Raw genomic sequence first — 26,110 nt, 5'->3', positions numbered from 1 at the left:
GTCGGACGTAGCTGTTGTTGGTGGTGATGCTGATACTGGTGTGTCGTTTTGCCGGCCCGTCGTGTTACACGAGCTCGCCGCTGCCCTACGCTCATGGGCTTGGCACGGTGAATCCCGTGAAGGCAGCGAAAGAGGTCGCGGATTGTCCACCGTCAGCTACCCCGATCAGACCACCTACGCATTTCGGTCCGGCGTCACCTGCCTGACCACACCCGCGGGCGCGGTGCTGCTGAATCCTCCCCGCAGCGAAAAGCTGACCCGACTGAGCCCGGGGCAGCTGCACGCACTCAAGACGCTCAACCTCGGCCCGACAACCATTTCCGAACTGTCGGACAGCAACGACGTCGTCGCACTGGTAGATCAGCTCACTGCCGGCGGCTGGCTGACCATTACGGTGCGCGACGGCGTACGCGAGCTGTACTCCATACTGCCGTTCGGCCAGCCCGCAGCACGCCCGGAGTCATCGCCGCCGGATAGCATCCTGTCGAAATTCGCTGTCCTGCACCGGGATTCAGGCGGATTTGCGCTCGAGCATCCGCTCGGGTGGTGCGATCTACGGATCCACGATCCGAGTCTGCTCACGCTGCTGGACGGGCCGGTGCCGACCGACCCCCGGGTACCGGCTGCCGTCGCCGCCCAGTTCGTCGACGACCTGCACTGGTGTGGCTTCCGGCGACCGGCCGGCGAGGAAGACGCCAGCTTCGAGTCGCTGGCCTGGAGCACACCGGATCTGTGGTTTCACCGCCGCAGCACGCTCGGTGAGCGCACTGTCACCTGGGAGCATTTCGGACCTACCAAGTGGGCCAAGGACCGATTCCCGCAACCCTCGGCGCGCCGGCCGAACTATCCCGGCCAACCGATCGCCCTGTTCGTCCCCGACCTCACGGCCAAACGAACCGAAGACCCGACGCTGACAACCGTTCTCGAAGACCGTGTTTCGACCAGAACTTTCGACGACACCAGTCCCATCACCGTCGAACAACTCGGCGAGTTGTTGTACCGCACAGCACGCACCAGGCGAACCCAGCTCGTCGGCCCGGGCGAGGAACTGCTGTCGCGGCCCTACCCGTCCGGCGGCGGTCTCTACGAACTCGAGCTGTACCCGGTGGTGCGCAACGTCGGCGGACTGGAGCCGGGCATGTACCACTACGACTCGTTCGACCACGTGCTGCGGCCGGTGGCCGGCGCGGAGTCAAATGCGGTGTCCCGCCTGGTCAAACCGGCTTCGGCGACGTTGACCGGCGGCGCCGAGCCGCAGGTACTCGTCGCGATGGCGGCACGGAGCGGCCGCATCATGTGGACTTACGAGCAGATCGGCTATGCCGCCATCCTGAAAGACGTCGGTGTCCTGATGCAGACAATCTATTTGGCGGCAACCGCGATGGGCCTGGGCGCGTGCGCCCAGGGATTCGGCGATACCGCCGCGTTCGTCGCCGCCACGGGAGTCGACGAACGCCAGGAATGCAACGTCGGCAGCATCATCGTCGGCTCAGTTGCCTGACTACTCCTGCGCGAGAACCTCTTCGTCGGTCAACGCCGCAACCTCGAGGTAGGCACGCGCGATCACCGCCAGGCGATCCGGCGTACCGCGCCCAGCCTCCCGCTGGCCCAGCCGCTCGGCCAACCCTGCGACGGTTCGCGCGGCAAAGAGATCGGCCACCACCGCATGATCGATTTCCAGCCAGTCGCGCAGCCGGGCGATCACGGTGGTGGCCAGCACCGAATCACCGCCCATGGCGAAGAAATCATGGTGTACCCCAACCGAATCCACGCCCAGTACCTCCGCGACAATCGCGGCGAGCGCCGCTTCGACGTCGTTACCTGGCGCACCGTTTGCGGTGTCGGTGGTTCCCGGTTCGAGCAGCCTGGTCACCGCGTTGCGGTCCAGCTTTCCGTTGGCCGTCAACGGCATTTGGTCGAATGCCACGATGCGCTTGGGAACCATGTAGCCCGGCAGCAGATCCGACACAGCCGCGGAGACATCGCCGGTCGGATTGCCGGAAATCGCGGCGACCAGTGTCGGTGCGGCGTCACCGACCACCGCAGCGACGGCGTGGCGCACTCCGGGCACCGTGCGCAACGCGCTCTCCACTTCGCCGAGTTCGACGCGGTAGCCGCGAATCTGGACCTGGTTGTCGGCCCGGCCCAGGAACTCGATGGTGCCGTCCGGCCAATACCTGGCCATGTCACCGGTTTTGTACCAGCGAACACCGCCATGCTCGACGAAGCGCTCCGCGGTGCGCTGCGGGTCGTTGCGGTAGCCCGCCGCGACATTCGCGCCGCCCACCCACAGTTCGCCGGTTACCCAGTCGGGGCAGTCGCGGCCCGACGGCGCGACGACCCGGCACCGCACATTGCGCAACGGAATGCCGAACGGCACCGTCGCCCACTGCGGTGGTGGTTCGCCGACGACCTCGCAGATGGTGTGGTGGATGGATGTCTCGGTCGCACCGCCCAGTCCGGCGAACCGGCATCCCGGCACTTGCCGGGCGAGTCTGCGCGCAAGGTCGGCGCCGACCCAGTCACCGCCGAGGGTGACTGCCCGCAACGAGTCGCCGTGCTGATCGCCGCCGAGCTCCAAGATCATGTCGAGCATGCTTGGCACGCAGTTGAGAATCGAAACCCGATGCCGGCGAAGCAATTCCACCCAGGTGGTGGCCGCGGCACGCTGTTCGGCGTCGACCGCTACCAGCGAGCCGCCCACGGAGAACATGCCGAACATGTCGTAGACGGACGCATCGAACTCCAGCGCGGACAATGCAAGCACCCGGTCGGCGCTGCCGACGCCGAACCACGCGTTGACGGCGTCGATCGTGTTCATCGCGCCGCTGTGGCGCACATCGACGCCCTTGGGCAGCCCCGTCGAGCCGGAGGTGAAGATCACGTAGGCGATGTCGTCAGGGTCGGGTAAGACGGGCGCCGGCAGCGGTGCGGAGTGGTTGGCCGCGGCCTCGATGGACATACAGGGAACCGAGTCCATCTGGACGGTCTCGGCGGTGATTGCCGCGACGACGTCGGCTGTCTGAAGGATCTTGGCGCGCCGCGCAATTGGCTGATCGAATCCGATCGGCACATATGTTGCCCCGGCCGCGAGTACCCCGAGCACGGCCAGTATTTGGTCGCGTCCCTTGGGGAGTTGGACGGCGACGGCGTCACCGCGACGCACACCTCGGGCACGCAATGCGCCCGCGACCGCCAGTGAACGTTCTGCCAGTTGCCGGTAACTCCATGCGCCCGCGTCCTCGCCGAGTCCCCACACCACCGCGGGCGCCTCCGGGGTGGCGGCGGCATAGTCGAAGAAGGCCTCGTGCAGGCACCTGGCGCTGACTGGGCCGTCGGTCGCGTTGACCGCCGCGCGTATCTTCGCCTGGTCGCTCGGCAACCGCACCGCCGCCTCGGCGTCCCACCCCGCATCGCTATCGGCAAGGCGCTCGACGGCGCGGGTGAATCTGGCGAACATGGCGTCGATCAGCCCCGGCGGAAACGCCGCCTCGCGCACGTCCCAGTTGAGCAGCAATCCGTCCTGCAGTTCGGTGATTTGAGCGTCGAGCAATACCTGGGGGCCCTGCGAGACAATCCACACCGGCTCACCGAACGTGTCGACGACGGTGTCGGCGAACAACTCCCCGAGGTCGAGCGCACTGGTGAACACGACGGGCGCCAGCACCGGCTCACCGCGGTATCGTCCCAGATCACGCAGCACGTCAAGCCCGGAATAGGCGGCGTGGGCAGCACTTTCGTACATCCGGCGCTGAATGTCGCGGGCGCGGTCGGTGACCGACATGTTCTCGGTGACGTCGACGTCGAGCATGACCGACGAGGTGAAGTCGCCCACCACCCGGTCGATGTCGGGGTGCACCGAGTCGCGATGGAACAACGGCACATTCAGCAGGAACCTGCTCTGCGCCGACCAGCCGCCGATGGTGTCGGCAAACAACGCCGCGACGGCCATCGCTGGTGTGACGCCGCGGCGATGCGCACCGGCAAGTAGCCGCTGCTTTGACTCCGGCCCCAACCAGTGCGCGTATCGGACGGTGCGATGCGATGCCGTGGCGACGGTGGGAAGTTCGGGTGCAGCGGGCAGCTGAGCTATCTGCTGCTGCCACCAGTGCCGATCACGCTCACGTGCGGCGCCGTCAACGGTGCGCTCGGTGCGGTACCGCCGGTAGGTGTAGCCGGGCGCCCGCACCGCTGCGCCCCGGTATAGCTCGGCCAGGTCGGAAACCAGCACCCGGTAGCTCATGGCGTCACCGGCCAGCATGTCGATGTCCAGATGCAGGCGGGTGCGGCCCTGGTCACAGATGGTCAACGTGACGTCGATAACCTGTCCTTCTGCAATTGCCAAGCGCTGGTGGGTTTTCCGGTCGCGCAATTGGGTGAGCGCGGCGTCCACCGCCTCGGGGCTCTGCCCGCGCAGGTCGACGGCGCTGAACACCGGCCGCCCCGGCCTGGGCATGGTCTGCTGCGTCCCATCCGGGAGGAACCGGGTGCGAAGCATCGGATGAATGGCGACGAGGTTCGCCACCGCTTTGTCCAGTTGCGCGGGGTTCACTGCGCCGCCGTCGAATTCGACGTAGAGGTGGGCCGCTACCCCGCCGAGTTGCTGCTCGTCGGAACGTCCGATCCAATACGCGTGCTGCATGGTTGCCAACGGGAAGGGGGCGTCCTCGGAGGCGACGGGCTGGTTGGGAACCGGCTGTGCCGCGCCGGCCATTCCCTCCATCAGCAGGTCGTGCCACGAGTCGACGGTGGGGTTGGCCGCGAGTTGGGCGAAGGTGATGTCGGCCCCGCGTTTGCGCCAGCCTCCCGCGAGCGCCATCATCCGGATCGAGTTGAGTCCCAGTTGGATGAGGTCGTCGTGGTCGGCCACATCTGCTGGGGCGCAATCGAGTTGGGCCGCCACCGTCGCCCTGATCTCGTCCTTGCTGATCATGGCGTGCTCTCCAGTCCGACGGTCAGCGCCTCGATGCCGCGCCGCCAGAAACCTGCCAGCAGGTCGATGTCGGAAGCGTCGAAAAGGGCATTGCTCCAGCGCAGGTTGGTGATCAGCTGCGAGCCTTGCCCGGTGGTTCCCACCAGCGTGCTGATGTTCAGCGCGAACCGCAGCGGCAGGTCAGGTTCGGGGTCGATCGGAAGCGCGCCGATGTAGGGCTCGGTGAGCAATGACCACGGCTGATCGCTGACACCACTGAGGTCCAACCGACCCAGATACCCGAACTGGATCTGCGGTTCGGCGGCCTCCTGCAATTCGGGGACCCGCTCGACGTAGCGAAGTAGCCCGTAATCCAGTCCTTCGTAGGGGATTACGGTCAGATGCGCGGCCACCGAATCGTAGAGCGCTCGGGCAGCGCCCGGGTCACTTTCGGCTTGCTCGACGTCGACCGCACACCTGCCCGATCCGAGGCGCACCGGAAACGCCGTGGTGAACCAGCCGGCGGTGTTGGTGGTGTCGGTGTCCAAGATGGCGTCGGCTCTCCCGTGGCTTTCCAGGGCAAGCAGCGTGCCCGACGACGGGTCCTGCCCCCTAACGCGGCGCCAACTCGCAACGGCCATTGCGGTGACGGTGAGCAGGAATTCGCGAACACGGTCCGCGCGGATGAGCGCACGCTCGGTCGTTTCGACCGGAGTGATCACGGGGGTCACACGCAGGGTGGACCAGGTGTCGCGGTTGGGATCCGGATGGCGTACACCCAGCGCGGGGTCGGGGTCGCGGACCTGCCCAGCCCAGTAGTCGCGCTGCGCCGCTACCTCCGCCGTCGCGGCCCGCCGCCACATCAGTTCCGACCACCGCCGGTAGGAGGTGAACTCCGGCAGCGCTTTCGGTGCCGCACCGGCTTGCACGGCGCGCCACGCCTCAGCGAGATTTCCCAGCATGACGTGCCAGGAGACCACGTCGACCACCAAGTGGTGGGCACTGATCAGCAGTACCGGCGCGCGATCGGTGCCGTGCAGCCACACCGCCCGCAGCATGGCGCCGCGACGGGGATCGATCTGGTCGTTGGCTTGGCGTGCGTAATGTGTGATAGCGCCGAGAAATTCGGCGTCGGCCGGCAGCTCGACGCGGGTCAGCACGTCGGCAGCGCTGATCACACCGGGCTCACGGGTGACCAGCCGCGGTCCGTCTGGAGTGTCGTGCAGGATCGAGCGCAACGTGTCGTGCCCGTCGAGTAGCAACTGCAGCATCGAGCGGATCGACGATTCGTCGATGTCGTCGGGCAACCTCAGCAAGACTGTATGGGTGAAGCGGCGGTAGTTGCCGTACTCGTAGAGCCAGGACACCATGGGCAACGGCGGCACTTCGCCGTATTCGGCACTTTCGGCGGCTGCGGGGTAGCCAATGCCATCGTCGATGGCGGCCGCGAGTTGGCGAATCGAGGGGAAGGCAAACACCATCCGTGGACTCACGGTGAGACCGCGCCGCTGAATCTTGTGCACCAACGAGATAGCCACGATGCTGTCCAGCCCGAGCGAGAAGAAGTCGTCGTCGATGTGTGGTGCCGTGCCGCCCAGCTGTTCTTCGAAGACTTCGCACAGCAACCGTTCCGTCGTGGTGGTTGCCGACAGCGCGCCGTCGCCGGCGCCCGAAAGCGCTTCCTCAGCCAGCCGATCCAACGCGTGGCCGTCGAGTTTGCCGTTACTGTTCACCGGCAGCGCAGGCAGTTCCACGATCCGCGCCGGCACCATGTACAGCGGCAACAGCTCGGTGAGCCTGGCCCGCAACAGAACCGGGTCGCCTGCGGTGTTCTCATGCCACACCACAAAGCCCACCAGTTGGGCACCACCGCCGCGCCGCTGCACCGCAACCGCCGCGTCGTGCACCTCGGGTCGGGCGCGCAGCGCAGCCTCGATCTCGCCGACTTCGACACGGTAGCCGCGGATCTTGACCTGAGTGTCGCTGCGGCCGACGTAGGCGTAGCCGCCGTGCGGCAGCCGGCGGACCAAATCACCGGTGCGATACATGCGTTGTCCCGGACGCAAGGGGTCGGCCACAAAACGGCCCGCGGTCAGTCCCGGCCGGCCGGCATACCCGCGGGCCAGCTGCGCGCCCGACAGGTACAACTCGCCGATGACACCAGCGGGCACCATCCGCAATGCCGAATCCAACACGTAGCCAACGGTTCCGGCGTTCGGCGTACCGATCGTCGGCGCGGAGTAATCCTGGACCGGCGCCACCACCGCCTCGACCGTCGCCTCAGTGGGCCCGTAGCAGTTGTAGACCGCGGTCGGCGAAAGCGCGCGCAGTTGGTCCCACAGCGCGGTGTCGATCGCTTCGCCGCCCAGCGCAAGGACTGACAGCGGCGCGTCCGATAACCCTGCGGCACGGAGTTGGACGAACATCGACGGCGTGGTGTCGATCATGTCGATGCGGTGGGCGGCCAGTCCACGCACCAGTCGGTCGGCGTCGCGCATCTCGTCGGCGTCGAACAGGTGCAGCGCATGGCCGTCCAGCAGGCCAACCATGGGCTGCCAGGAGGCGTCGAAGCTGAACGACCAGGCGTGTGCGATCCGCAGCGGGCGCCCAAGCTGCTCCAAGGCCGGCCGGTAGACGCGCTCCCGGTGATCGGCGAAATAGTTGAGTAGCGCAATGTTCGTGCCGACAACGCCTTTGGGTTCACCGGTGGAACCGGAAGTGAAGATGACGTATGCGCTGTGTTCGGGGTGGCGAGCAGCGGCGGGTCCGACAGCGGCGCGGCGCGAAACGCGTTCGGCGACGGCGTGATCATCGAGAAGCAGCGACGGTAACCCGGCGGGAAGCAGCTTGTGGCAGCCGGCTTCGGCGATCGCCGTGATCGGGTTAGCCTGGGCCACAATGGATTCAATGCGCGTCTCGGGAAGGGTGACGTCGACCGGCAGGTAGGCGCCACCGGCGGCGAGCACAGCCAGGATGGCGACGATGTATCGCGGCGAGCGCGGCAGCGCCAGCGCGACCACCGTTTCCGGTCCCACGCCGTGAGCGGCCAGCTCGCCCGCCAGCCGGCATGCTTGTCCATGCAGGTCCGAATACGTGTACCGCTCACCGCTGGCGGTGCTCAGCGCGTCGGCCTCCGGGGTCGCGCGCACCTGCTGTTCGAAAATCTCCCAGACCGTCGCGCGCTCTACAGCCGGCGCCGGCCGCGCCGCGACGTGACGCTCGGCTGCGGTAAGGATGTCCAGGGCGTCGGGAGTGCGCTCGCCGATATCGGGCAGTTGACGCAGCACCGCAAGCAGTCGTTCGCCGAGCTCGGCGGCCGGAAGATGCGGCAGCGCTTCAGGAATCGCCTCTACGACCACCATGAGCGCGTCGCCGCTCAGGTGCGAGACGACGGTCAGGGGATAGTGCGTCAGGCTTTCCATCTCCACCGGAGTGAAGCGGGCGCCGTCGGGTTCGGTCACCGTTTTGATGGCGTCCTCGATGGGCGCGTTCTCGAACACGAACATGCTGTCGAACAGGTTCGGATGGCCGTGCGCGCGTTGCAGTTCCGACAGGCTGAAGTAGCCGATGTCGCGCATCGTCGACAACTCGCGCTGCAACCGGAAGCACTGCCCGACCACCGATTCGGTGTCGCTGACCTGGTGCACGACCGGCACGGCGTTGATGAACAATCCGACCATGCTTTCGACACCGGTCAAGTTCTCGGGGCGGCCGGAAACGATGGTGCCGAACACGACGTCGCGGCGGTCGGTGATCCTGCCGAGCACGACCGCCCAGGCGAAAAGGACCGCGGTGCCGAGCGTGATCCCCGAACTACTTGCCCATTGCCGCAGCCGCGTCGTATCGGCGGCGGGCAGCAGCAGTGACGCCTTCTCCGGGATGCGCTCTCCGGCAACGACGCTGGTGTCAGCCACCATCAGCGGCCCGGACACGCGTTGCAAATACTCTCGCCACGTATCGAATGCCGCCGCCTTGTCCTGCCCGGCGAGCCAGACGATGTAGTCGCGATAGGGACGCGCCGGCGGCAGGGCCTCCAACGATCCCCCGGCCCGGTACACGGCGAGCATTTCGGTGAAGAACACCGCCAGCGCCCAGCCGTCCACCACGATGTGGTGCGCGGTGAAGATCATCCGTCGCCTGGTCTCGCCGGGCACGCGGAGCAGCAGGACGCGCAATGCCGGGCCGCGGCTCAGATCAAACCGGCGACGCCGCTCCGATCGGGCGATGGACTCGAATTCGGTTGGCGCGGCAATGCGTTCGGACCACGGCAACTGTGCCTCGGCGGGCACGATCTGAACCGGTTTTTCCACCCCGCGATCCCAGAAGGCGGCGCGCAGATTCGGATGCCGGTCCAGCATGGCCTGCGCGCTGCGGCGCAGCAACTCCACGTCGACCGGCCCGTCGATGTCGACCACGAACTGCATGCTGTAGAGGTCGACCCTGTCCTCGGCCAGCCGGTACAGCGCAAACAGCCCTTCCTGCAGCGGCGTGAGCGCCAGCACGTCCTCGATCTGCGGCGGAGCGCTGCTCACGACTGCTCTTGCCATGCCGCGGTGAGTTCGGCCAACGCGTCAGTGCTCAGGCCGGATGCGCTCATCGGCGTGTACTCCTGCTCGGACGTCGAACCATCCTGAGGCGCTGCCGCATCGACCGCCGCGGCCAGCTCCCCGATTGTCATGTGCTCGAAAACCATTGCCGGTGTCAGCGCCAGTCCCTGCGCGGACGCCTGCGCCGACCATTTGATGGAAATGATGCTGTCGCCGCCGAGCGCGAAGAAGTTGTCGTCGGGCTCGACACCGGCGATGTCGAGCAACTCCTCTAGCATCGCGATCAGCCGCTGCTCGGTTTCCGCGGAACCGCGGGCCGCCGGCTGCGACGGCCCGGCGCCCGCCGTAGTCGGCGGCGCAAGCACTTTCGCCAAGTCGGCCGATGCCAGCAGCTCCACAGTCGATACCGGACAATCCGGGGTCGTCGCGAAGGCGTCGAGGGCGGCTTTGAGAGCATCGGCGATGAGCCGAACGGTCTGCGGCTCGTAGAGATCGGCGTTGGCGACAACGCGCACCTCGAGTTCCCCGTGCGACGTCACGTGCATACTGACGTCCAGGTCCAGCAGCGAGACGTCGAAATCCATCGGAAGCGCCACGACGGTGGTTTGCCCCGTTGCGGTGAGATCGCGAGGCGTCGTTACCCAGTCCTGGCCGCGGAAATGGATGGTGTTCTGGTACAAGGGGTTCCGGAATCGGGAGCGGGCCGGTTTGACGGCCTCGACCAGGCGCTCGATGGGGACCTCCTGGTGCGCGAACGCGTCGAGCACCATGTCGCGGCTGCGCGCCACCGTGGCCCGCAGACTCGGGTCGCCGGACAGGTCGTTGCGCAGCACCACAATGTTGGCAAAAAGACCGACCAGGTTGGTGGTGGCCGAGTCGACGCGGGACGCGACCGGGCTGCCCATCGCGATGTCGGTGCCGCCACCCAGCTTGTGCACCACTACCCCAACGGCGGCCTGGTACACCATGAACTCGGTGGCCCCGTTGTGCTCGGCGAGTCGGGCCAGGGCCGAACGCTGGGCCGCGGAGACCGTGAACGTCACTACCTCCCCGCGCTTTCCCACCACCGGTTGGCGTTCGCGGTCGGGCACTATCGAGGTCTCGTCGGGCAGGCCAGCCAGTGCCTCGCGCCAATAGTCGATCTCGTGCCGGCCCCACCCGCCGGGCCCGTCAAAGGCGTTGCGCTGCCACAGCGCGTAGTCGACGAACTGGATCGGCAATGTGCTCCATTGCGGCGGCTGCCCTGCCAGCCGGGCCCGGTAGGCCGTGACGAGGTCGTCGTAGATGATTCCGAGCGACGCGTGGTCGCTGACGATGTGATGAACGATCACCAGCAGCACATGGGTCTGCGGGTCGACCGCCAGCAGGGTCGCCCGGATCAATGGTCCGGCCTCGGGTGTCAAGACTGCGCGGCGCAACTCGGCGATCGTCTCGTCGACGTGAGCCGCGCCGACGTGCCGAACGGGTAGCTCCAGCTCCAATCTCGGGTGGACGAACTGGTAGGGAATCCCTTCGTGCTCAGCCAGATTGGTCCGCAACGCCTCATGGCGAGCTACGACGTCGTTCAGCGCGTCGGCCAGCGCGGTGGTGTCCAGCGGACCGCTGAACCGAAGCGCCAGTGGCAGGTTGAACGCGTCGCGCGCCCCTTCCATCCGGTACTGAAACCAGGCGGCGAGCTGTGAGTAGGACAACGGGATGCGCTCGGGGCGCGCGGCGGCGACGAGTTCCGGGCGTCCCGAATCTGCCGCGTCGTCGAATGTCTCGCCGGTGTCCAGATCATCGAGGTCGATATCGAACTCCGCACGGAACTGCTCAACGAGCCGGGCCGCCAATCCGGCCGGCGTCGGCGTGTCGAACACTGCACGAACCGCGAGTTCCACGCCGAATTCGGCGCGGACTTGCGCGACCAGTCGTGCGGCCAGCAGCGAGTGACCGCCCAATTCGAAAAACGAGTCGTCGGCGCTGACCCGCTCACAGCCGAACAGCCGCGCGAAGATCGTGCAGATCCGGCGCTCGGTCGTGGTCGCCGGCTCACGGTAGGCGCGCGCCGCAATCGGCGTCGGTGCGGGCAGCGCGCGCTTGTCCAGCTTTCCGCTGACGGTCAGCGGAACCTCGGGGATCATCGCAAAGGCGCTGGGCAGCATATAATCCGGCAGCAGCGTGGCGGCATAATCGCGTAACTCGTCGAGGTTCAGCTGCGCCCGCGGCACCACGTAGGCAGCCAGTATCGGCCCCGCCTCGGTGTCGGTTGCGAGGACCAGGCACTGTTGCACCGCTGGATGCGACGTGATCGCGGACTCGACCTCGCCCGGTTCGATGCGAAAGCCACGTACCTTGACCTGTTCATCGGCCCTGCCGACAAACTCCAACTCCCCCGCCATATTCCGGCGGACCAGATCGCCGGTGCGATACAGCCGCATTCCGGCGTTGAACGGGTCGGCGACGAACCGTTCGGCGGTCAGGCCCGGCCGCCCGAGGTAGCCGCGCGCCAATTGCGCACCGCCAAGGTAGAGTTCGCCGACCACTTCCGCGGGCACCGGCTGCAACTCATGATCGAGAACGTAGGCGTATACGTTGCGGTTCGGCACGCCGATGGGCACGACGCCGGTCCCGTACGACCGCTCGACCAGCTTGTGCGTCGAGCACACCACTGCCTCGGTCGGGCCGTAGTGGTTGCGTAACTCGGCGTCGAAGTAGGTGGCGAACTTGTCCGCGACCTGCCCCGGCAGCGCTTCTCCGCCTACCGGCACGTGCCGCAGCTGTCGCCACTGCTTGACCTCCGGCAGTGCCAGTAGCGTAGCGAGCAGCGAGGGCACCATGTGCACCACCGTGATGCCGTGGCGGTCAATGAGATCGGCGATGTAGCCGATGTCGCCGAACGCCTCGGGTTTGGGAACGATCAGCCGGGCACCGATCGACAACGTCATGAAGATGTCGGGCAATGACGCGTCGAAGCTCACCGACGACGACTGCAGCATTCGGTCTTCGGCGGTCATGCTCCACTCGGCGATGAAGCCGTCCACGTGTTCGGCAATCGCACGATGGGAGACGGCCACCCCTTTGGGCCGCCCGGTCGAGCCCGACGTGTAGATGACATAGGCCAGGTTGTCCGGGTGCAGCGGGCGGACACGCTCGGCGTCGGTGATGGTGGCGTCCGGCAAGTGAGCTGCGGCGGTTTCGGCGGCGTCGAGTTGCGGTCGACCGATGACCATGCGCGGACGGGTGTCGGTGATCAGGTAGTCGATGCGGTCTTCCGGGTATGCCGGGTCGATCGGTAGATAGGCGGCACCGGCCTTGTGGACGCCAAGCACGGCGACGATGAACTCGATCGAGGTGGCCAACCGTAGGCCGATGACGTCTTCAGTGCCGATTCCTTTGCCGATCAGCCAGCGCGCCAAGCGATTCGCGCGCTGATGCAGCTGAGCATAGGTCAGCTCTGCGTCGTCGGAAGCCAGCGCGACCGCGTCCGGCGTGGCGGCCGCAACCGATTCGAGCATGGCGCCCAGCGTGGTGGGCGGTGTGGCGACGAGTTCGCCGTGAGACTGTGCCAGAACGGCGGCACGCTCGCCGGGGCCGAGCATGTCCAGGCTGGTGACCCGGTGTCCCGGCGCACGCAGTGCGTTGTCCAGCAGATGGAGGTAGTGGGCCAGCATCTGGTCGACGAGTTCTGCAGGCAGCACGTCGACCTGGTACTCGATCTCGGTGAACACGCCGTCGGGCTCGAGCACGACCGCCATGGCGAGTGGCACCGGCGCGGTGACGGCGCCGAGCTCGAGTTGCCGAACGACGATGCCGTCCAACGAGAATCCGCCGACGCTCTTGCGCATGCTGAAGCCCAGCCGGACCAGATGATCCATCCCGTCGCGGCCCGATGTCCGCTCCGGGTGCGCCTCGTTGACAACCCTGTCGATGCCGACGGACTGGTGGGCAAAGCCGCCCAGGCATGTTTCACGAACGGTGTCGACGAATGACGCGAACGAATCGTGCGGTTCGGCGGCCAGCCGCAGCAGCAGCGTGTTGCCGAAATAGCCGATGGCGTTCTGCGCAGCGGCCCGGCGCTCGGTGACCGGGACGGCGACCACAAAGTCCGCCGCGCCCGTGTAGCGACGGATCAGCACCCCGAACGCTGCCAGCAACACCGTGAACGGTGAGGTGGCGTGCTCGCGGGCAAAGGCTTCGACGCGGCTGAACAGGTTGGCGGGCACTGCGCGGGTCCGGCGTTCGGCCCGCCGCGACGGGTTTGCCGCCGCCGGGCCGGGCAACTCCACCGGTTCGGGCAACGGCTGCAAGGACTTTCGCCAGTACTCGATGTCGGCCGCGGTGGATTCGGCCGGGGGCTCGAGCACCTCGACGGCGACATACTGTGGCGGTTGGCCGCCCTTCGGCTGCCCGTTGTACGCGGCGCTCAGCTCGCCGAAAAACAACTCCCAGCAGTCGTCGTCCCAGCAGATGTGGTGCACGACAAGAAGCAGCACGGATTCGTCGGCGCCGGTATGCACCACGGTTACCCGCAGCGGAAGCTCGCTGCCGAGGTCAAACGGCCTGCCGAAGTCGCCGGACGCCAGCACCTCGAGTTGCCGTTCGGCGTCGGATACACCAGTGAGATCGCATGTGCGCCAAGGTATCTGGACGTCATCGTGGAATTCCTGATACGGCTCGCCCTCGCCGTCGACACGATAGGTGGTGCGCAAAATCGCATGGCGCGCACCGACGTCGTTCACAGCGTTGCGCAGCCGGCCCTCGTCCAGCGGACCGGTCAACCGGTAGGCGACGCAGATATTCAGCGTGGAGTCCGATGGATCCATGGCCTGCAGAAACCACATCCGGCGCTGGCCGCTCGACAGCCGGTAACGCTCGCCGGGGCGGATCACCGCGTGCTCGCTCGAATGGCCTGGCGTCACACCGCTTTGGGCGATGCGCTTACGCAGCAGTTCCCTGCGGCGGTCCTGCACGGTCTGGGCGTTGTCCGTCATCGACTGGTCTCACTTAGTCCGGTTCGCACGAGTCGCGTCAGCCACCAAAGCATCGCCTTAGCATAGGCTATGCTAACCAAGCCGAAGGAGAGCCAGTGACCTACGTCGACCGATCCGGTGCGGAGAGTGCCAGCGTGGCCTCGCTGGACCTGCAGCACCGCCGGCTGGCCTTGGACCATGGCACGTTTTCCGGGGAGTTCTCACTGCGCCGGCTGGACCCGGGTGGCGACCTCGACCTGATGCATGCCTGGATGAACGATCCCGAGGTGGCCCGGTTCTGGCGGAAACCCTGGCCTCGCGACCGAATCGGCTCGTATCTGCGCGAACAGGACCGCAGCGCGCACTCCGTCCCTGTCCTGGGTGAACTCGACGGGGTGCCGATCAGCTACTGGGAGCTCTATCGCGCCGACCTTGATCCGCTGGCCCGGTACTACCCGGCCCGTGCGCATGACGTCGGCTTTCACATGCTGCTGGGTCCGGCCCGGTACCGGGGCCGCGGGCTGGCCGCGAGGCTGATGGACGCAATCTCTACCTGGCTGCTCGATGCCGATCCGAATGCCACCCGGGTGGTCACCGAGCCTGACGTCACCAACGAGCGGGTGGTCCGGATGCTCGAGCGGGCGGGGTTTTACCGCCTCGCGGTCGTAGACCTGCCGGACAAGCGTGCGGCCCTCATGGTCCGCGATCGGGAGCAGCCCTAACGGGCCGCAGCTTATGTTAGCCTTCGCTAAGTTTTGGGGCCGCGGAGTCAGGCGATCGAGAGGTGGTGCCCATGCCGCGCACGTTGGGCTGGATCAGGCAGTTCCACAAACCCGATTCGCCCGAGCGGCCCGTCCTGCTGGTCTTTCCCCATGCCGGCTCCGGCGCATCGGCCTACCGCGATTTCTCCAAAGTCCTCAGTAGCACGTTTACCGTCCTCGTCTTTCAATACCCGGGGCGCCAGGACCGGGCCGGCGAAGCGCCGTTGCTCTCCCTGCCGGCGATGGCGGCCGCGGCGTTCGAGGAGTTTTCGCGCTCGGAGCACAACCGCGGCGTACCCATCGTCGCTTTCGGTCACAGCATGGGCGCGTTGATCGCGTTCGAGTTCGTGCGGATCGCCGAGTCCAGCGGGATCGACGTGCGCCAACTCAACGTCTCCGCCGCGGTGGCGCCCAGCCACGTCGCGGCCAAGCCACCGCACCCCACCGACGACGAGGCCATCCTCAACCACCTCGCGACGCTCGAGGGCACCGAGACGGACGTGTTCGCCAACCGCGAGCTGATGAGGCTGGCGCTGCCGGTGATCAAGGCGGATTACCAAGCCTTCGATGCCTACGACTGCGCCGCAGACGTCAAGGTGGCCGCGCCGATTCAGGCGATGGGCGGCGATCAGGACCCCTATGTCACGCTGGGCGATCTCTACGGGTGGGGCAAGCACACCGACACCGCGACCGTCACCGTGTTCGACGGCGGGCACTTCTATCTCGCCGATCACCTCGACGCGGTGGCGAAGTTGTTGGCGGCGCCCGGGTATTGCGAGCAGAGCGCGTGACCACCGACGACCCTGTCGTCATTTCCGGGATGGCGGTCGAGGCGCCCGGCGGAGTCGACACTCCCGCTGCGTTGTGGTCGGCGCTGGCCGAATCGCGAGAGCTGATCACTCCGTTCCCGCGGGACCGTGGCTGGCCGCTCGATCAGCTGCTGTCGGTGTCCCGGCTCGACGGCTGGGGCCGGGTGTGCGACGCCGGCGGATTCCTCGACGGCGCAGCGATGTTCGACCCGTCGCTGTTCGGCATCACCTACCGCGAGGCACTGGTGATGCATCCCCAGCAGCGGGTGGCGATGCGGGTGGCGTGGAAGGCGCTGGAGAATTCCGGAATCAACCCCGGCACGCTCGACGGCGAGGAGGGTGGCTGTTTCATCGGAATGTCGCCGATGGAGTACGGCCCGCGCGCGGCGACCGCCGACGCCTACAGCGGCCACCGGATCGCCAGCCTGGGACAACTGGGTGCGGCCGGCCGCATCTCGCACAGCCTCGGCCTGACCGGTCCGTCGATGTGTGTCGACTCGGCCTGCGCATCCTCGTTGACCGCGCTGCACCTGGCCGCCACTGCGGTGCAGACCGGCGAATGCGACTGGGCACTCGCCGGCGGGGTGTGCGTAATGGGTTCTCCCGGCGCATTTTTCGAGTTCGCGCGGCTCAACGCGCTTTCCGAGGACGGTCACTGCCGAGCGTACGCTGACGACGCCAGCGGCACCGTTTGGGGCGAAGGTGCGGGCGTGGTTCTTGTCGAACGGGAGTCGCGAGCACGGGAACTGGGACATCCCGTCTACGGGCGCATCCTGGCCATCCGCACCAACCACAACGGGAAGGGCAAGCCAATCCTGGTGCCGCGGGTACGCGCCCAAGAACAGCTCATTCGCAAGACGCTCGACGCGGCGGGGATCGACCCGGCGGATGTGGGCATGGTCGAAGGCCATGGCACCGCTACCCTCGCGGGCGATCCGGTGGAACTGCTCGCGCTCTTCAAGACTTACGGCGCAGCGGGATCCACCGCGCTGCTGGGTTCGATCAAGTCGAATGCCGGACACGCGCAAGCGGCATCCGGCATTCTTGGACTGATCAAGCTGTTGCTCGCAGGGCAGCACGGCTGCATTCCGCCAACCCTGTTCTCGGACAACCCAACCACCAAGCTGGACTGGGATCTCGTCGGTATGCGACTGGCCACCAAGCTGCACCGGTGGGAACCCAAGGACGGTGTCCGTTACGGTGCCGCGTCGTCGTTTGGGGCCGGAGGCGCCAACGCGCACGCCATCATCGCCATGCCAGTGAGTGAGACCAGTGACGATTCGTAGCTACCGGCTGCCCGACGGCACCGTTCCCATCCTGCTGTCCGCGCCGACACCGGACCTGGTTCGCGAGGAGGCCGCCGCGTTGCTCGGCTATGCGACGACTCACCCGCAGACAGCACCAGATGCTATCGCCGCCATGCTGTTTCGCACCCGGACCGCACGCCCGTATCGGGCGTTGGCCATGGTCGCCGACCGCGACGAGTTGCTCGACGCGTGTACCGCAATTGCCGATGGCCGCCAACATGGTTCGGTGGTGTGCAATGACACCCCCGCCACAATGCGCAATGTCGCCTTTGTCTTTCCCGGTCAGGGCGGCCAGCGACCCGGGATGGGCCGAATCTTCTACGAATCGGTGCCCGCGTACCGCGCCGAGGTCGATGGCTGCGTGGCCGCCTTCTGCAGCGTCAGCGGCGAATCGCCGCTGGATTACCTTCTGACAGACGGTCTTCCGGCCGAAGACACCGCCGCCACGGTCCAGCCCGCGTTGTTCGCCCAAATGGCGGGCCTGGCCGCGATGTGGCGGTCATTCGGTGTCGAACCGAAGATCACGATCGGGCACAGCCAGGGCGAGATCGCCGCGGCCTATGTGTCCGGCGCGATCACCCTGGCCGACGCCGTGCAGCTTGTGGAAATCCGGGCACACGCGGCCGACGAGTTCATCACCGGTGACTACGCCATGGCCGTTCTGGCCGCCGACCGCGACACCTGCGAAAGTGAACTTGCGCGCAGCACAGGCTGGGCAGAGCTCTCTGTCGTCAATTCGCCTGGAATGACCGGAATCTCAGGTGAGCGCGACGCGGTGCAGCGCATCGTGGACACACTCACTGAGCGGGGCACGTTCGCGCGGATCATCCGGGTTCGTTACCCCGCGCACACCAGCATGATCAATGCGCTTGCCGAGAAGGTCCGCGCCGCCGCGCAGCGCCAGCTGCAGAACCCCGCCTTCCGCGACACGGACATCCCCTGCGTGGGTGCCACCCTCGGCGGCCCGCTCGGCACCGACCTACCGGTCGACCACTATTGGTTCTGGAACCTGCGCAACACCGTTCGATTCGACAAGGCGGTCGCGGCGGCATTGCCGCTCGGCGCCGACACCTTCGTCGAATTGGCCGAACATCCGACGCTGCAGTTGGCCATCGAGGAAAACCTCAGTGGCGTCGTCGGCGACCGCACGACCATGGTGATCGGCACGTCGAACCGAAATGCCCGCAGCCTCCGCGATTTCACCCGCAGTCTGGCGCTGCTGGCGGTCCATGACCTGGATTACCGATGGGAAAGCCTGGGCACCGAGTCGGCCGGCCCGACTCCGCTGCCGCTCCCCGATTTCCCCAACACCCGTATGAACGAAGTGCCGCTGTGGCTGCCCTATGACGGCGGGGCATCCGAGAGCCGGCCCAGCGCCACGCCCAATGCAGAACACCCCCGGCCGCAACTGCTGGCCGAGCAGTGGATCCGTCTGGCGCAGCGCTCACTGATACCGCCGCGCGCTATCGGCATCGTCGACTACACCGGGTCCTGCTCCCAACTGGCCGACGCACTCGGTGCGGCAGCGGGAGACGCCGGCGCCACCGCACGCGTCGTTGACCCCCAAAACCATGACAGCGCAGCAGATCTCGACACCTACGTCATTATCGTGCCGCCATCGCCCAAACAGGACGACGCCGCAGCAGCGACCGAGGTCGCGTCGTTCTTCGGGAATCGCGATTGGTGGCCGGTCATCACCGACAGGGTTACGGACTGTTGGCTGGTGACCGTGGGCGGCGAGAAGGTGGTCGCCGGCGATCCGCCGCCGGATCTGGTGCACGCGGCGGCCAGCGCCGGCTTCCGCAGTATCGGCGCCGAATTTCCGCGGGTGAGCTTCCGCCACCTCGACCTGCCCGCCGGACCGCCATCTGCGGAATCCGCGACCGCAATCCTTGCAGCGCTGCACACGAAGGAGGAGTCCGAGCTCGCGCTGCGCGACGGTGGTCTGTACGCCAAGCGGATCACCCAGGGCACGGCGGGCGACGCTGCCGAGGCGAATCCTCCCGAGCACGTGCTGATCACCGGCGGTACCGGCAATCTGGGGCTGGAATTCTGCGAACACTTCGCTCGCCGCGGCGCACGCCGGATCACGCTGGTGAGCCGCTCGGGAGAAACCGCGGCAGTCGCCGATCGACTGCGGCAGATTCGCTCGGCCACCTCGACGCGGATCGAGACGCCCACATGTGATGTCGGCGACGAGGCGGCGGTGTCGCGACTGGCCGAGAACCACGGCGACGTGCCGGCGGATCTGATAATCCATGCGGCGCTGGCATATTCGGATATCGAATGGCAGAACGTCACCGCCGACAAGGTCGAGGGTGCGTTGCACGCCAAGGTGGTCGGCATCTGGCGCCTGCTGCACGCATTTCCGCGGACCGGCACCTGCCGCATCGTGCTGTGTTCGTCGGCGGCGGCGACAATCTGCGGTCGCGGCCAGATTGTCTACGCCGCTGCCAATCGAATGCTCGACGCCATGGCGCACCGGTTGCGCGCCGAGGGTCTCGATTGCGTGTCGGTGCAGTGGGGTCAGTGGACGGTCCACAGTCTGGATGCCGCCGGCCTGGCGAAGGTGACCGCCACCGGTCTGCTGCCGATGCGCCCGGCCGACGCGCTCGCGGTGGGACTGACCGGGCTTCGGGACAACGCCATTGTCGCGGCGTTCGATTTGGATCGCGCGCAACCGGTGCTGGCGGCCTACGGCTACGGTCCGCTGATCTCCGAGCTGGTTGCCCCGGCGGCCGCCGGCCCGGTTGCCGCGCCGGTCGAGAGCGGCGATCTCAAGCAGCGGCTGACCAGCCTGCTGGCCGGAGCCATCGGCGTCGACGGCGTCGAAGCGATCGACGCGGAAGTACCGATGGTCGCGATCGGCCTGGATTCGTTGCAGGCGTTAGAGTTTCGCCGCCGCGTCAAGAGCGAGTTCAACTATGACCTGGAGGTGTCGGATCTGCTCGGCGGGGCGTCGATCGCGGACGTTCTGGCCCGGCTCGGCGGCTAGTCCAGCACTAAACGGATTGGTACTCGGCGCTTCTCTGGATCGACGGCTCGGTGACGCCGATTTCGGCGCCGAGGACACGGTCGGACAGCAGCCCCAGGCAGCTCAGGTTGGGAAAGCCCGGGCCCTCGTTGAGACCAGACAGGTTGGGCAGCACCAATTTCGGGGTGGCCCCCCGAACGGCCAGGTCGGGGCCGATGGACTCCTCCAGCCGTTCGCCCGTCAGCGGTCCGCCCAGCCACAGTTCCAGGCTGTCGACGGCGTCCTGGCTCAGCAGCGGCAGGAACCACAGCGGGTCGGCGCCGGAGCCGTCGATCACCAGGTCGAAGCCGTGGACGGTTTCCGTTCGTTCACCACCACGGTCGGTGTGCAACGTGATCCAGATCCGGTTGTCCCGGTCGACCGCGTGAACGACCCGCCCGCGCAGATGCTTGATCCGCTCGTCGGCAAGCAGCGACTCCTGAACACGCGAGGAGAAAACACCGCGGTCGGTGCGGGCAATACACTCGCGCCGTTCGGCGCGGGTGAGGCTGCGCCAGTTCGTCGGATCGGAAAACAGCGAGTTCTCGAAGTAGCCCTCCCCGCGGGTGAACAACGTCGCCTGTGGCGAGATGGCGGTGATCGTCGAAACCCGGTGGTGCGACAGCTCGTTGAGCATGGACGCCGCGGTCTCTCCACCGCCGATGACCGCGACGTTCTCGGCGGTGATCCGGTCTTTGCATGCGGTGCGCTGCCAGAACTGTGCGATCGACAACATGCGCGGATCACCGGAAAGGATGGATCGCTCCGGCTGGCCCGGACCGGTGATCATCAGGGTGTCGGCGGGCAGGCGCGAATCGTGCGTGTGCAGCATCCATCGCGACCCATCGATCGAGATCTTCTCCAATTCGCCGTAAATGACGTTCAAGCCGGCCACATCGGCGACCCAGCGCAGATACTGCGCCCAGGTGTTGTGTGTCGGCGCCGGCCGCCCGCGGTCGACCCAGCCGACGAATTGGTCAGTGGCAACCAGATACGACTGCCAACTCCACTGCGTCATCCGCTCGTTGAGCTCGGCGTTGCGGCCGGGGACCAGCGCCGAGCGGTACGGGAAGCCGACGTCTTTTTCCGGGCTGGTGCCAAGCCGCTGCAGCCCGTCCGTCCAGCCGCCGCCGGCCCGCCAGTTGGCCGCCACGCTGGACCGTTCGATCGCCACGACGTCGACGGTCTCGACGCCCATCTGGCGCAGCGCGGCCGCCTTTGCGGCGACGGCCACCGCCTTCGCGCCGGCCCCGACGATCGCGAGTGTCCCGCTCATCGGAGAGCACCACCCACAATCGCACCCCGCTGATTAGCCCAGGCTTCCCTAACTTTCTGTACGCTACACGATGTCCCAGAACCAGAACACCGTTGCCCGGAGGGAGTCGCGGAGTGGCTGTCGCCCTTCCGTTGGATGGATTCGTTCCGTTTCCGCCGGATCGAGCGGCCCGCTACCGCGCCGCCGGGTATTGGACCGGCCGCACCGTTGATTCGCTGTTGCGGGACGCCGCCGCGGCCTGGCCGGACCGCATCGCCGTCGTCGATCCCGACCGCAGCTACACCTTCGCCGATCTGGACAGGCGCGTCGACGCCGTGGCCGGCGGGTTTGCGGCGATCGGTATCGCGGCCGGCGACCGGATGTTGCTTGACCTGCCGAATTCGTGTCGGTTCGCCGTGGCGTTCTTCGGCCTGCTGCGTGCCGGTGCGATCCCGGTGATGTGTCTACCGGGGCATCGCTTCACCGAGCTCAGCCACTTCGCCCAGGTGAGCGGCGCGGTCGGGTTGGTCGTCGCCGACAACGCGGCCGGGTTCGACTACCGCGCGATGGCCGAGCAGCTGGTCGCGGCACATCCGCAGCTGCGTCACGTCGTCGTCGACGGACAGCCGGGACCGTTCATGTCCTTTGCGGAACTGCCCGCAGGCGACCCGCCCGGGAACGACTGCGACACAACACGTCCTGCATTACTGCTGGTGTCCGGCGGCACCACCGGGCTGCCCAAACTCATCCCCCGCACCCACGACGACTACGTCTACAACGTCACCGCAAGCGCGGAGCTGTGCCGGCTGACGAGCGATGACGTGTACCTGGCGGCACTGCCGGCCGCCCATAACTTCCCGCTGGCCTGCCCCGGCCTGCTCGGCGCGATCAGCGTCGGCGCCACCACCGTGTTCGCCGCCGATCCCAGCCCGGAGTCCGCGTTCGCCACCATCGCCCACCACCGTGTCACGGTCACCGCACTGGTGCCGCCGCTCGCCAAGCTGTGGGCGCAAGCGTGCGAGTGGGAGCCGGTCACGCCGACGTCGTTGCGGCTGCTGCAGGTCGGCGGCTCCAAACTCGCCGCCGACGACGCGCGCCACATCCGCACCACCCTGACCCCGGGGCTGCAGCAGGTGTTCGGGATGGCCGAAGGGTTGCTCAACTACACCCGCCTCGACGACCAGGCCGAGCTCGTCGAGAACACTCAGGGCCGGCCGTTGTGCGAGGCCGACGAGCTGCGGGTGGTGGACGACGGGGGCGCCGAGGTACCGGAGGGCGAGCTGCTGGTGCGCGGGCCCTACACGTTGAACGGCTACTTTCGCGACGACGCGGCCAACGAGCGGTCGTTCACGCCCGATGGCTTCTACCGCACCGGCGACCGGGTCCGCCGCCGCGCCGACGGCTACCTCGAGGTGACGGGGCGGGTCAAAGACGTCATCCACCGCGCCGGCGAGACGGTCTCCGCCGCCGACCTCGAGGAACACCTGCTCGCCCACCCGGCGATCCGGGTAGCGGCGGCGGTCCCATTACCCGACCAGTATCTGGGCGAAAAGATCTGCGCCGCAGTCGTTTTCAGTGGCATGCCGGTGACCCTGGCGGAGTTGAACCGCTACCTGGACGGCCGGGGCGTGGCCATCCACACCCGGCCCGACACCCTGGTGGCGATGACGGCCCTGCCGACCACGGCGATCGGCAAGGTCGATAAGAAGAGGATCGCGGCGCAACTGCAGGACTGAGCGGACACGCCGACGTTGCCATTGACTAATGTCACCATTGGCGGTTGACTGAGTCGCATGACGGACGATGTTCCGGCGCGCGGATCGCTGCGATCCCGCGCTGCGGCGGTCGTGAGCGCGTTGACCTTGCGACAGATCAGCGCGGTGCTACCGCCCGAGCGGGCCTGGGGCCTGTGGCTGTCGCGCCAGATCGTGGCCGGCATCATGGATGCCTTCGGGCCGTCGCTGGCCGGAGCCCGTGTCGAGCCGACCGACACCACACTTTCGGACGGGCGTCGCGTCGTCGGCGAATGGGTGCGTGGACCCGGCGGCCGGCGCACCGACGCAGTCGTGTACTACGTCCACGGCAGCGGATATGCGTTGTGCTCGCCGCGCACCCACCGTCGACTGACGGCCTGGCTGTCACGACTGACCGGGCTGCCGGTGTTCAGCATCGACTACCGGCTCGCGCCGCGACACCGCTTCCCCACCGCCGCCGACGACGTACGCGCGGGATGGGATTGGCTGTCGCACCGGATACCAGCGGAACGCATTGTGGTGGCCGGCGATTCGGCCGGCGGACACCTCACGGTGGATCTGCTGCTCCAACCGGAGGTCGCCGCCAGCCGCCCGGCCGCACTGGTGTTGTTCTCCCCGCTGATCGACCTGACCTTCGCGTCGGCCGCCGAGCGTGAGCGACGCCGGCCCGACCCGGCCATCCGGGCCGCCGACGCCCTACGGTTGGTCGAGTTGTATTGCGGCGGCACCGATCCCGCGCACTGTCGGCTGAGCCTCGACGTCGCGGGCGGTCCGGCGCTGCCGCCGACGCTGATCCAGGCCGGCGGCGCCGAAATGCTGGCCGCCGACGCGGAGCGCCTCGCCGCCGAGATCACGGCCGGCGGCGGACGTTGCGAACTGCAGGTGTGGCCCGATCAGGCGCATGTATTCCAGGCACTGCCCCGGCTATCCCCCGAAGCCCGCAACGCGATGGCCTATGCGGCGCACTTCATCACCGATGCCCTGAACGTCGACACCGTCGAAAGGGCTAGCTAGCGATGCTCGGCCGAAAGTCTCCCAAAACCAGCCACAATGCTGCGGCGGTGGTCACCGGGGCCGGCAGCGGCATCGGGGCGGCGTTCGCCATCGAACTCGCCCGCCGTGGCGGCGCCGTCGTCTGCAGCGACATCGACGAAGCCGCCGCCACCGCGACGGCAGACGAAATCACGACCCAGGGTGGCCGCGCCATTCCCATCCACTGCGACGTCTCCCAGTACGACGACGTAGCCGAACTCGCCGCCAAGGCGCAGTCCTGGTTCGGCGGCCCACCCAGCCTGGTGATCAACAACGCCGGGGTCGGCGCAGGAGGTATGCCCATCGGCGAAGTCTCCCTTGATGATTGGCACTGGACCCTCGGCGTCAACCTGTGGGGGCCGATCCACGGCTGCCACGTGTTCGCTCCGATCCTGCGGGACGCCGAACCGTCGAAACCGCCGCGCGGCATCATCAACGTCGCCTCGGCCGCAGCATTCGGCGCCGCCCCCGGCATGGCCGCCTACAACGTCAGCAAGGCCGGTGTGTTATCGCTGTCGGAAACGCTGGCCGCCGAATTGTCGGGCAGCGGCGTCAAAGTCACCGTGCTGTGCCCCACCTTCGTCAAGACCAACATCGTCGAGTCCGGCCGGATCACCGCCGAATCCACCGAACTGGCCGCCAAACTGATGCGCTGGACCGGCTTTTCACCGGACAAGGTTGCGCGCATCTGCCTGGACGCCCACGACCGCGGCGACCTGTACTGCATGCCGCAATGGGACGCCAAGATCGGCTGGAACATCAAACGCCTTGCGCCAGGCGCTTATACCCGGGCAGTCGGCCTGGTGTCCCGGGCCGGCCTGCCATGACGTCGCGAAGGAGAAGCCTGTGACTATCGACATGGACACCATGCTGGCCAAGATCAAGGACCGGCAATGGGCGCTGGCCGACATCGATTGGGACGCACCCGGCGCCGAGACGATCAGCGACGAGTTCCGGCCCAAGCTCAAGGCTTTCATGGCCGACCTGTGCTGGATCGAGAACATCGGCGCCCGCGGATTCGCGGCGCTCGCCAAGAAGGCGCCGACGACGACACTGGCCGAGATCTACCGCTATTTCCACGCCGAGGAGCAACGCCACGCCAACGCCGAGCTGGCGCTGATGAAGCGGTGGGGCATGCTCGACGACGGCGAAATGCCCGAGCCGAACGTCAACATCCGGCTGGCCATGCAGTGGCTGGACACCTACGCCGACGGCATGTCGCTGTCGATCCTGGGCACCGTCATCCCGATGCTGGAGGTCGCGCTCGATGGGGCACTGCTGAAGTTCCTGCTCGACGAGGTCGAGGACCCGGTCTGCCACCAGGTGTTCGAGAAGATCAACAACGACGAATCTCGGCATCTGGCAGTCGACTTCGAGGTGCTCAACATGATCGGCCATGCCAAGGCACGCAAGCTGGCGATCGACTTCGTCGGCAACGTCGCCTCGCCGGGCCTGATCATCGGCGCACTGATGTATCTGCCGCTGCTCAACCGGGTGCGCAACGAGCTCGCCGACATGGGCATGGAACCCGAGCGGCTCTACAATGCGGTCAAACGCTTCAAGCAGCTCGGCGAGCGGGGTGAGGCCACCTGGCGGGTGCCGACCTATCAGGTCCTCAAACGCCACGCCGCCATGGTGGTCAACCCGCGGCATCCTTACCATCTGCTGGCCAATTCCATGGTGTGGCTGTCGGATCGCTATCCCCGGCAGCTGCTCAAACCGGTGCCCAGCTGGTTCAAAGAGCTGACCTACGAGCCGGCGGCGTAAC

General features: G+C 67.1%; 13 protein-coding genes. 9 read left to right on the top strand and 4 right to left on the bottom strand.

Features of this window, described 5'->3' with window-relative positions; genetic code table 11:
• Positions 1–142: 142 nt before the first annotated feature.
• A complete protein-coding gene (locus G6N47_RS17265) occupies positions 143–1,501 on the top strand; it encodes a SagB family peptide dehydrogenase (protein ID WP_169717258.1) in 1,359 nt (452 codons plus the stop codon).
• Here G6N47_RS17265 and G6N47_RS17260 read toward each other — a convergent pair whose 3' ends face one another.
• From G6N47_RS17260 to G6N47_RS17250, 3 genes are read right to left on the bottom strand one after another with little or no spacing between them, the layout of a single operon-like run.
• Positions 1,502–4,933 (bottom strand): non-ribosomal peptide synthetase, encoded by a 3,432-nt coding sequence (locus tag G6N47_RS17260; protein ID WP_083131611.1) that lies wholly within the window; start codon positions 4,931–4,933, stop codon positions 1,502–1,504.
• Entirely contained in the window at positions 4,930–9,459 is a 4,530-nt protein-coding gene (locus G6N47_RS17255; RefSeq protein WP_179966389.1) for a non-ribosomal peptide synthetase, read from the bottom strand. The genes G6N47_RS17260 and G6N47_RS17255 overlap by 4 nt, the downstream gene beginning before the upstream one ends.
• Positions 9,441–14,432, bottom strand: a complete 4,992-nt coding sequence (locus tag G6N47_RS17250) for a non-ribosomal peptide synthetase (protein WP_083131609.1) — start codon at positions 14,430–14,432, stop codon at positions 9,441–9,443. Before G6N47_RS17250 ends, G6N47_RS17255 begins: the two co-directional genes overlap by 19 nt.
• Before the next feature lie 95 nt (positions 14,433–14,527).
• Here G6N47_RS17250 and G6N47_RS17245 point away from each other — a divergent pair, with 95 nt between their 5' ends.
• From G6N47_RS17245 to nbtC, 4 genes are all read left to right on the top strand, one after another.
• Positions 14,528–15,133: a GNAT family N-acetyltransferase gene (locus tag G6N47_RS17245; protein WP_232080230.1), complete on the top strand. Its 606-nt coding sequence runs from the start codon at positions 14,528–14,530 to the stop codon at positions 15,131–15,133.
• 71 nt (positions 15,134–15,204) lie between these two features.
• Positions 15,205–15,963: a thioesterase II family protein gene (locus tag G6N47_RS17240; RefSeq protein ID WP_083131660.1), complete on the top strand. Its 759-nt coding sequence runs from the start codon at positions 15,205–15,207 to the stop codon at positions 15,961–15,963.
• On the top strand, positions 15,960–17,267 hold the full coding sequence (locus G6N47_RS17235) for a beta-ketoacyl [acyl carrier protein] synthase domain-containing protein (protein WP_083131608.1): 1,308 nt from the start codon (positions 15,960–15,962) through the stop codon (positions 17,265–17,267). The genes G6N47_RS17240 and G6N47_RS17235 overlap by 4 nt, the downstream gene beginning before the upstream one ends.
• A 7-nt stretch (positions 17,268–17,274) precedes the next feature.
• Positions 17,275–20,283, top strand: a complete 3,009-nt coding sequence (gene nbtC, locus G6N47_RS17230) for a nocobactin polyketide synthase NbtC (protein ID WP_264007114.1) — start codon at positions 17,275–17,277, stop codon at positions 20,281–20,283.
• Between the two features lie 7 nt (positions 20,284–20,290).
• Here the strand turns inward: nbtC and mbtG are convergent, their stop codons facing one another.
• Positions 20,291–21,577, bottom strand: coding sequence for an NADPH-dependent L-lysine N(6)-monooxygenase MbtG (gene mbtG, locus G6N47_RS17225; protein ID WP_083131606.1), 1,287 nt, complete (start codon positions 21,575–21,577; stop codon positions 20,291–20,293).
• Between the two features lie 131 nt (positions 21,578–21,708).
• On the opposite strand from mbtG, the gene G6N47_RS17220 reads away from it, so the two are divergent.
• The 4 genes from G6N47_RS17220 to G6N47_RS17205 are packed head-to-tail and all read left to right on the top strand — an operon-like array spanning position 21,709 to position 26,109.
• Positions 21,709–23,292 (top strand): (2,3-dihydroxybenzoyl)adenylate synthase, encoded by a 1,584-nt coding sequence (locus tag G6N47_RS17220; RefSeq protein WP_083131659.1) that lies wholly within the window; start codon positions 21,709–21,711, stop codon positions 23,290–23,292.
• Positions 23,293–23,349: 57 nt separating this feature from the next.
• Positions 23,350–24,324, top strand: coding sequence for an alpha/beta hydrolase (locus G6N47_RS17215; RefSeq protein WP_083131605.1), 975 nt, complete (start codon positions 23,350–23,352; stop codon positions 24,322–24,324).
• A gap of 2 nt (positions 24,325–24,326) precedes the next feature.
• Positions 24,327–25,169, top strand: a complete 843-nt coding sequence (locus G6N47_RS17210; RefSeq protein WP_083131604.1) for an SDR family NAD(P)-dependent oxidoreductase — start codon at positions 24,327–24,329, stop codon at positions 25,167–25,169.
• A 19-nt stretch (positions 25,170–25,188) separates the two neighbouring features.
• Positions 25,189–26,109: a reductase gene (locus G6N47_RS17205; RefSeq protein WP_083131603.1), complete on the top strand. Its 921-nt coding sequence runs from the start codon at positions 25,189–25,191 to the stop codon at positions 26,107–26,109.
• The last annotated feature ends 1 nt before the right edge of the window (position 26,110 follow it).

The organism is Mycobacterium branderi (assembly GCF_010728725.1).
GTDB classification, from domain to species: Bacteria; Actinomycetota; Actinomycetes; order Mycobacteriales; family Mycobacteriaceae; genus Mycobacterium; species Mycobacterium branderi.
Note: the sequence above shows the minus strand (reverse complement) of the source record. Positions and strands in the feature narration are given on the sequence as shown.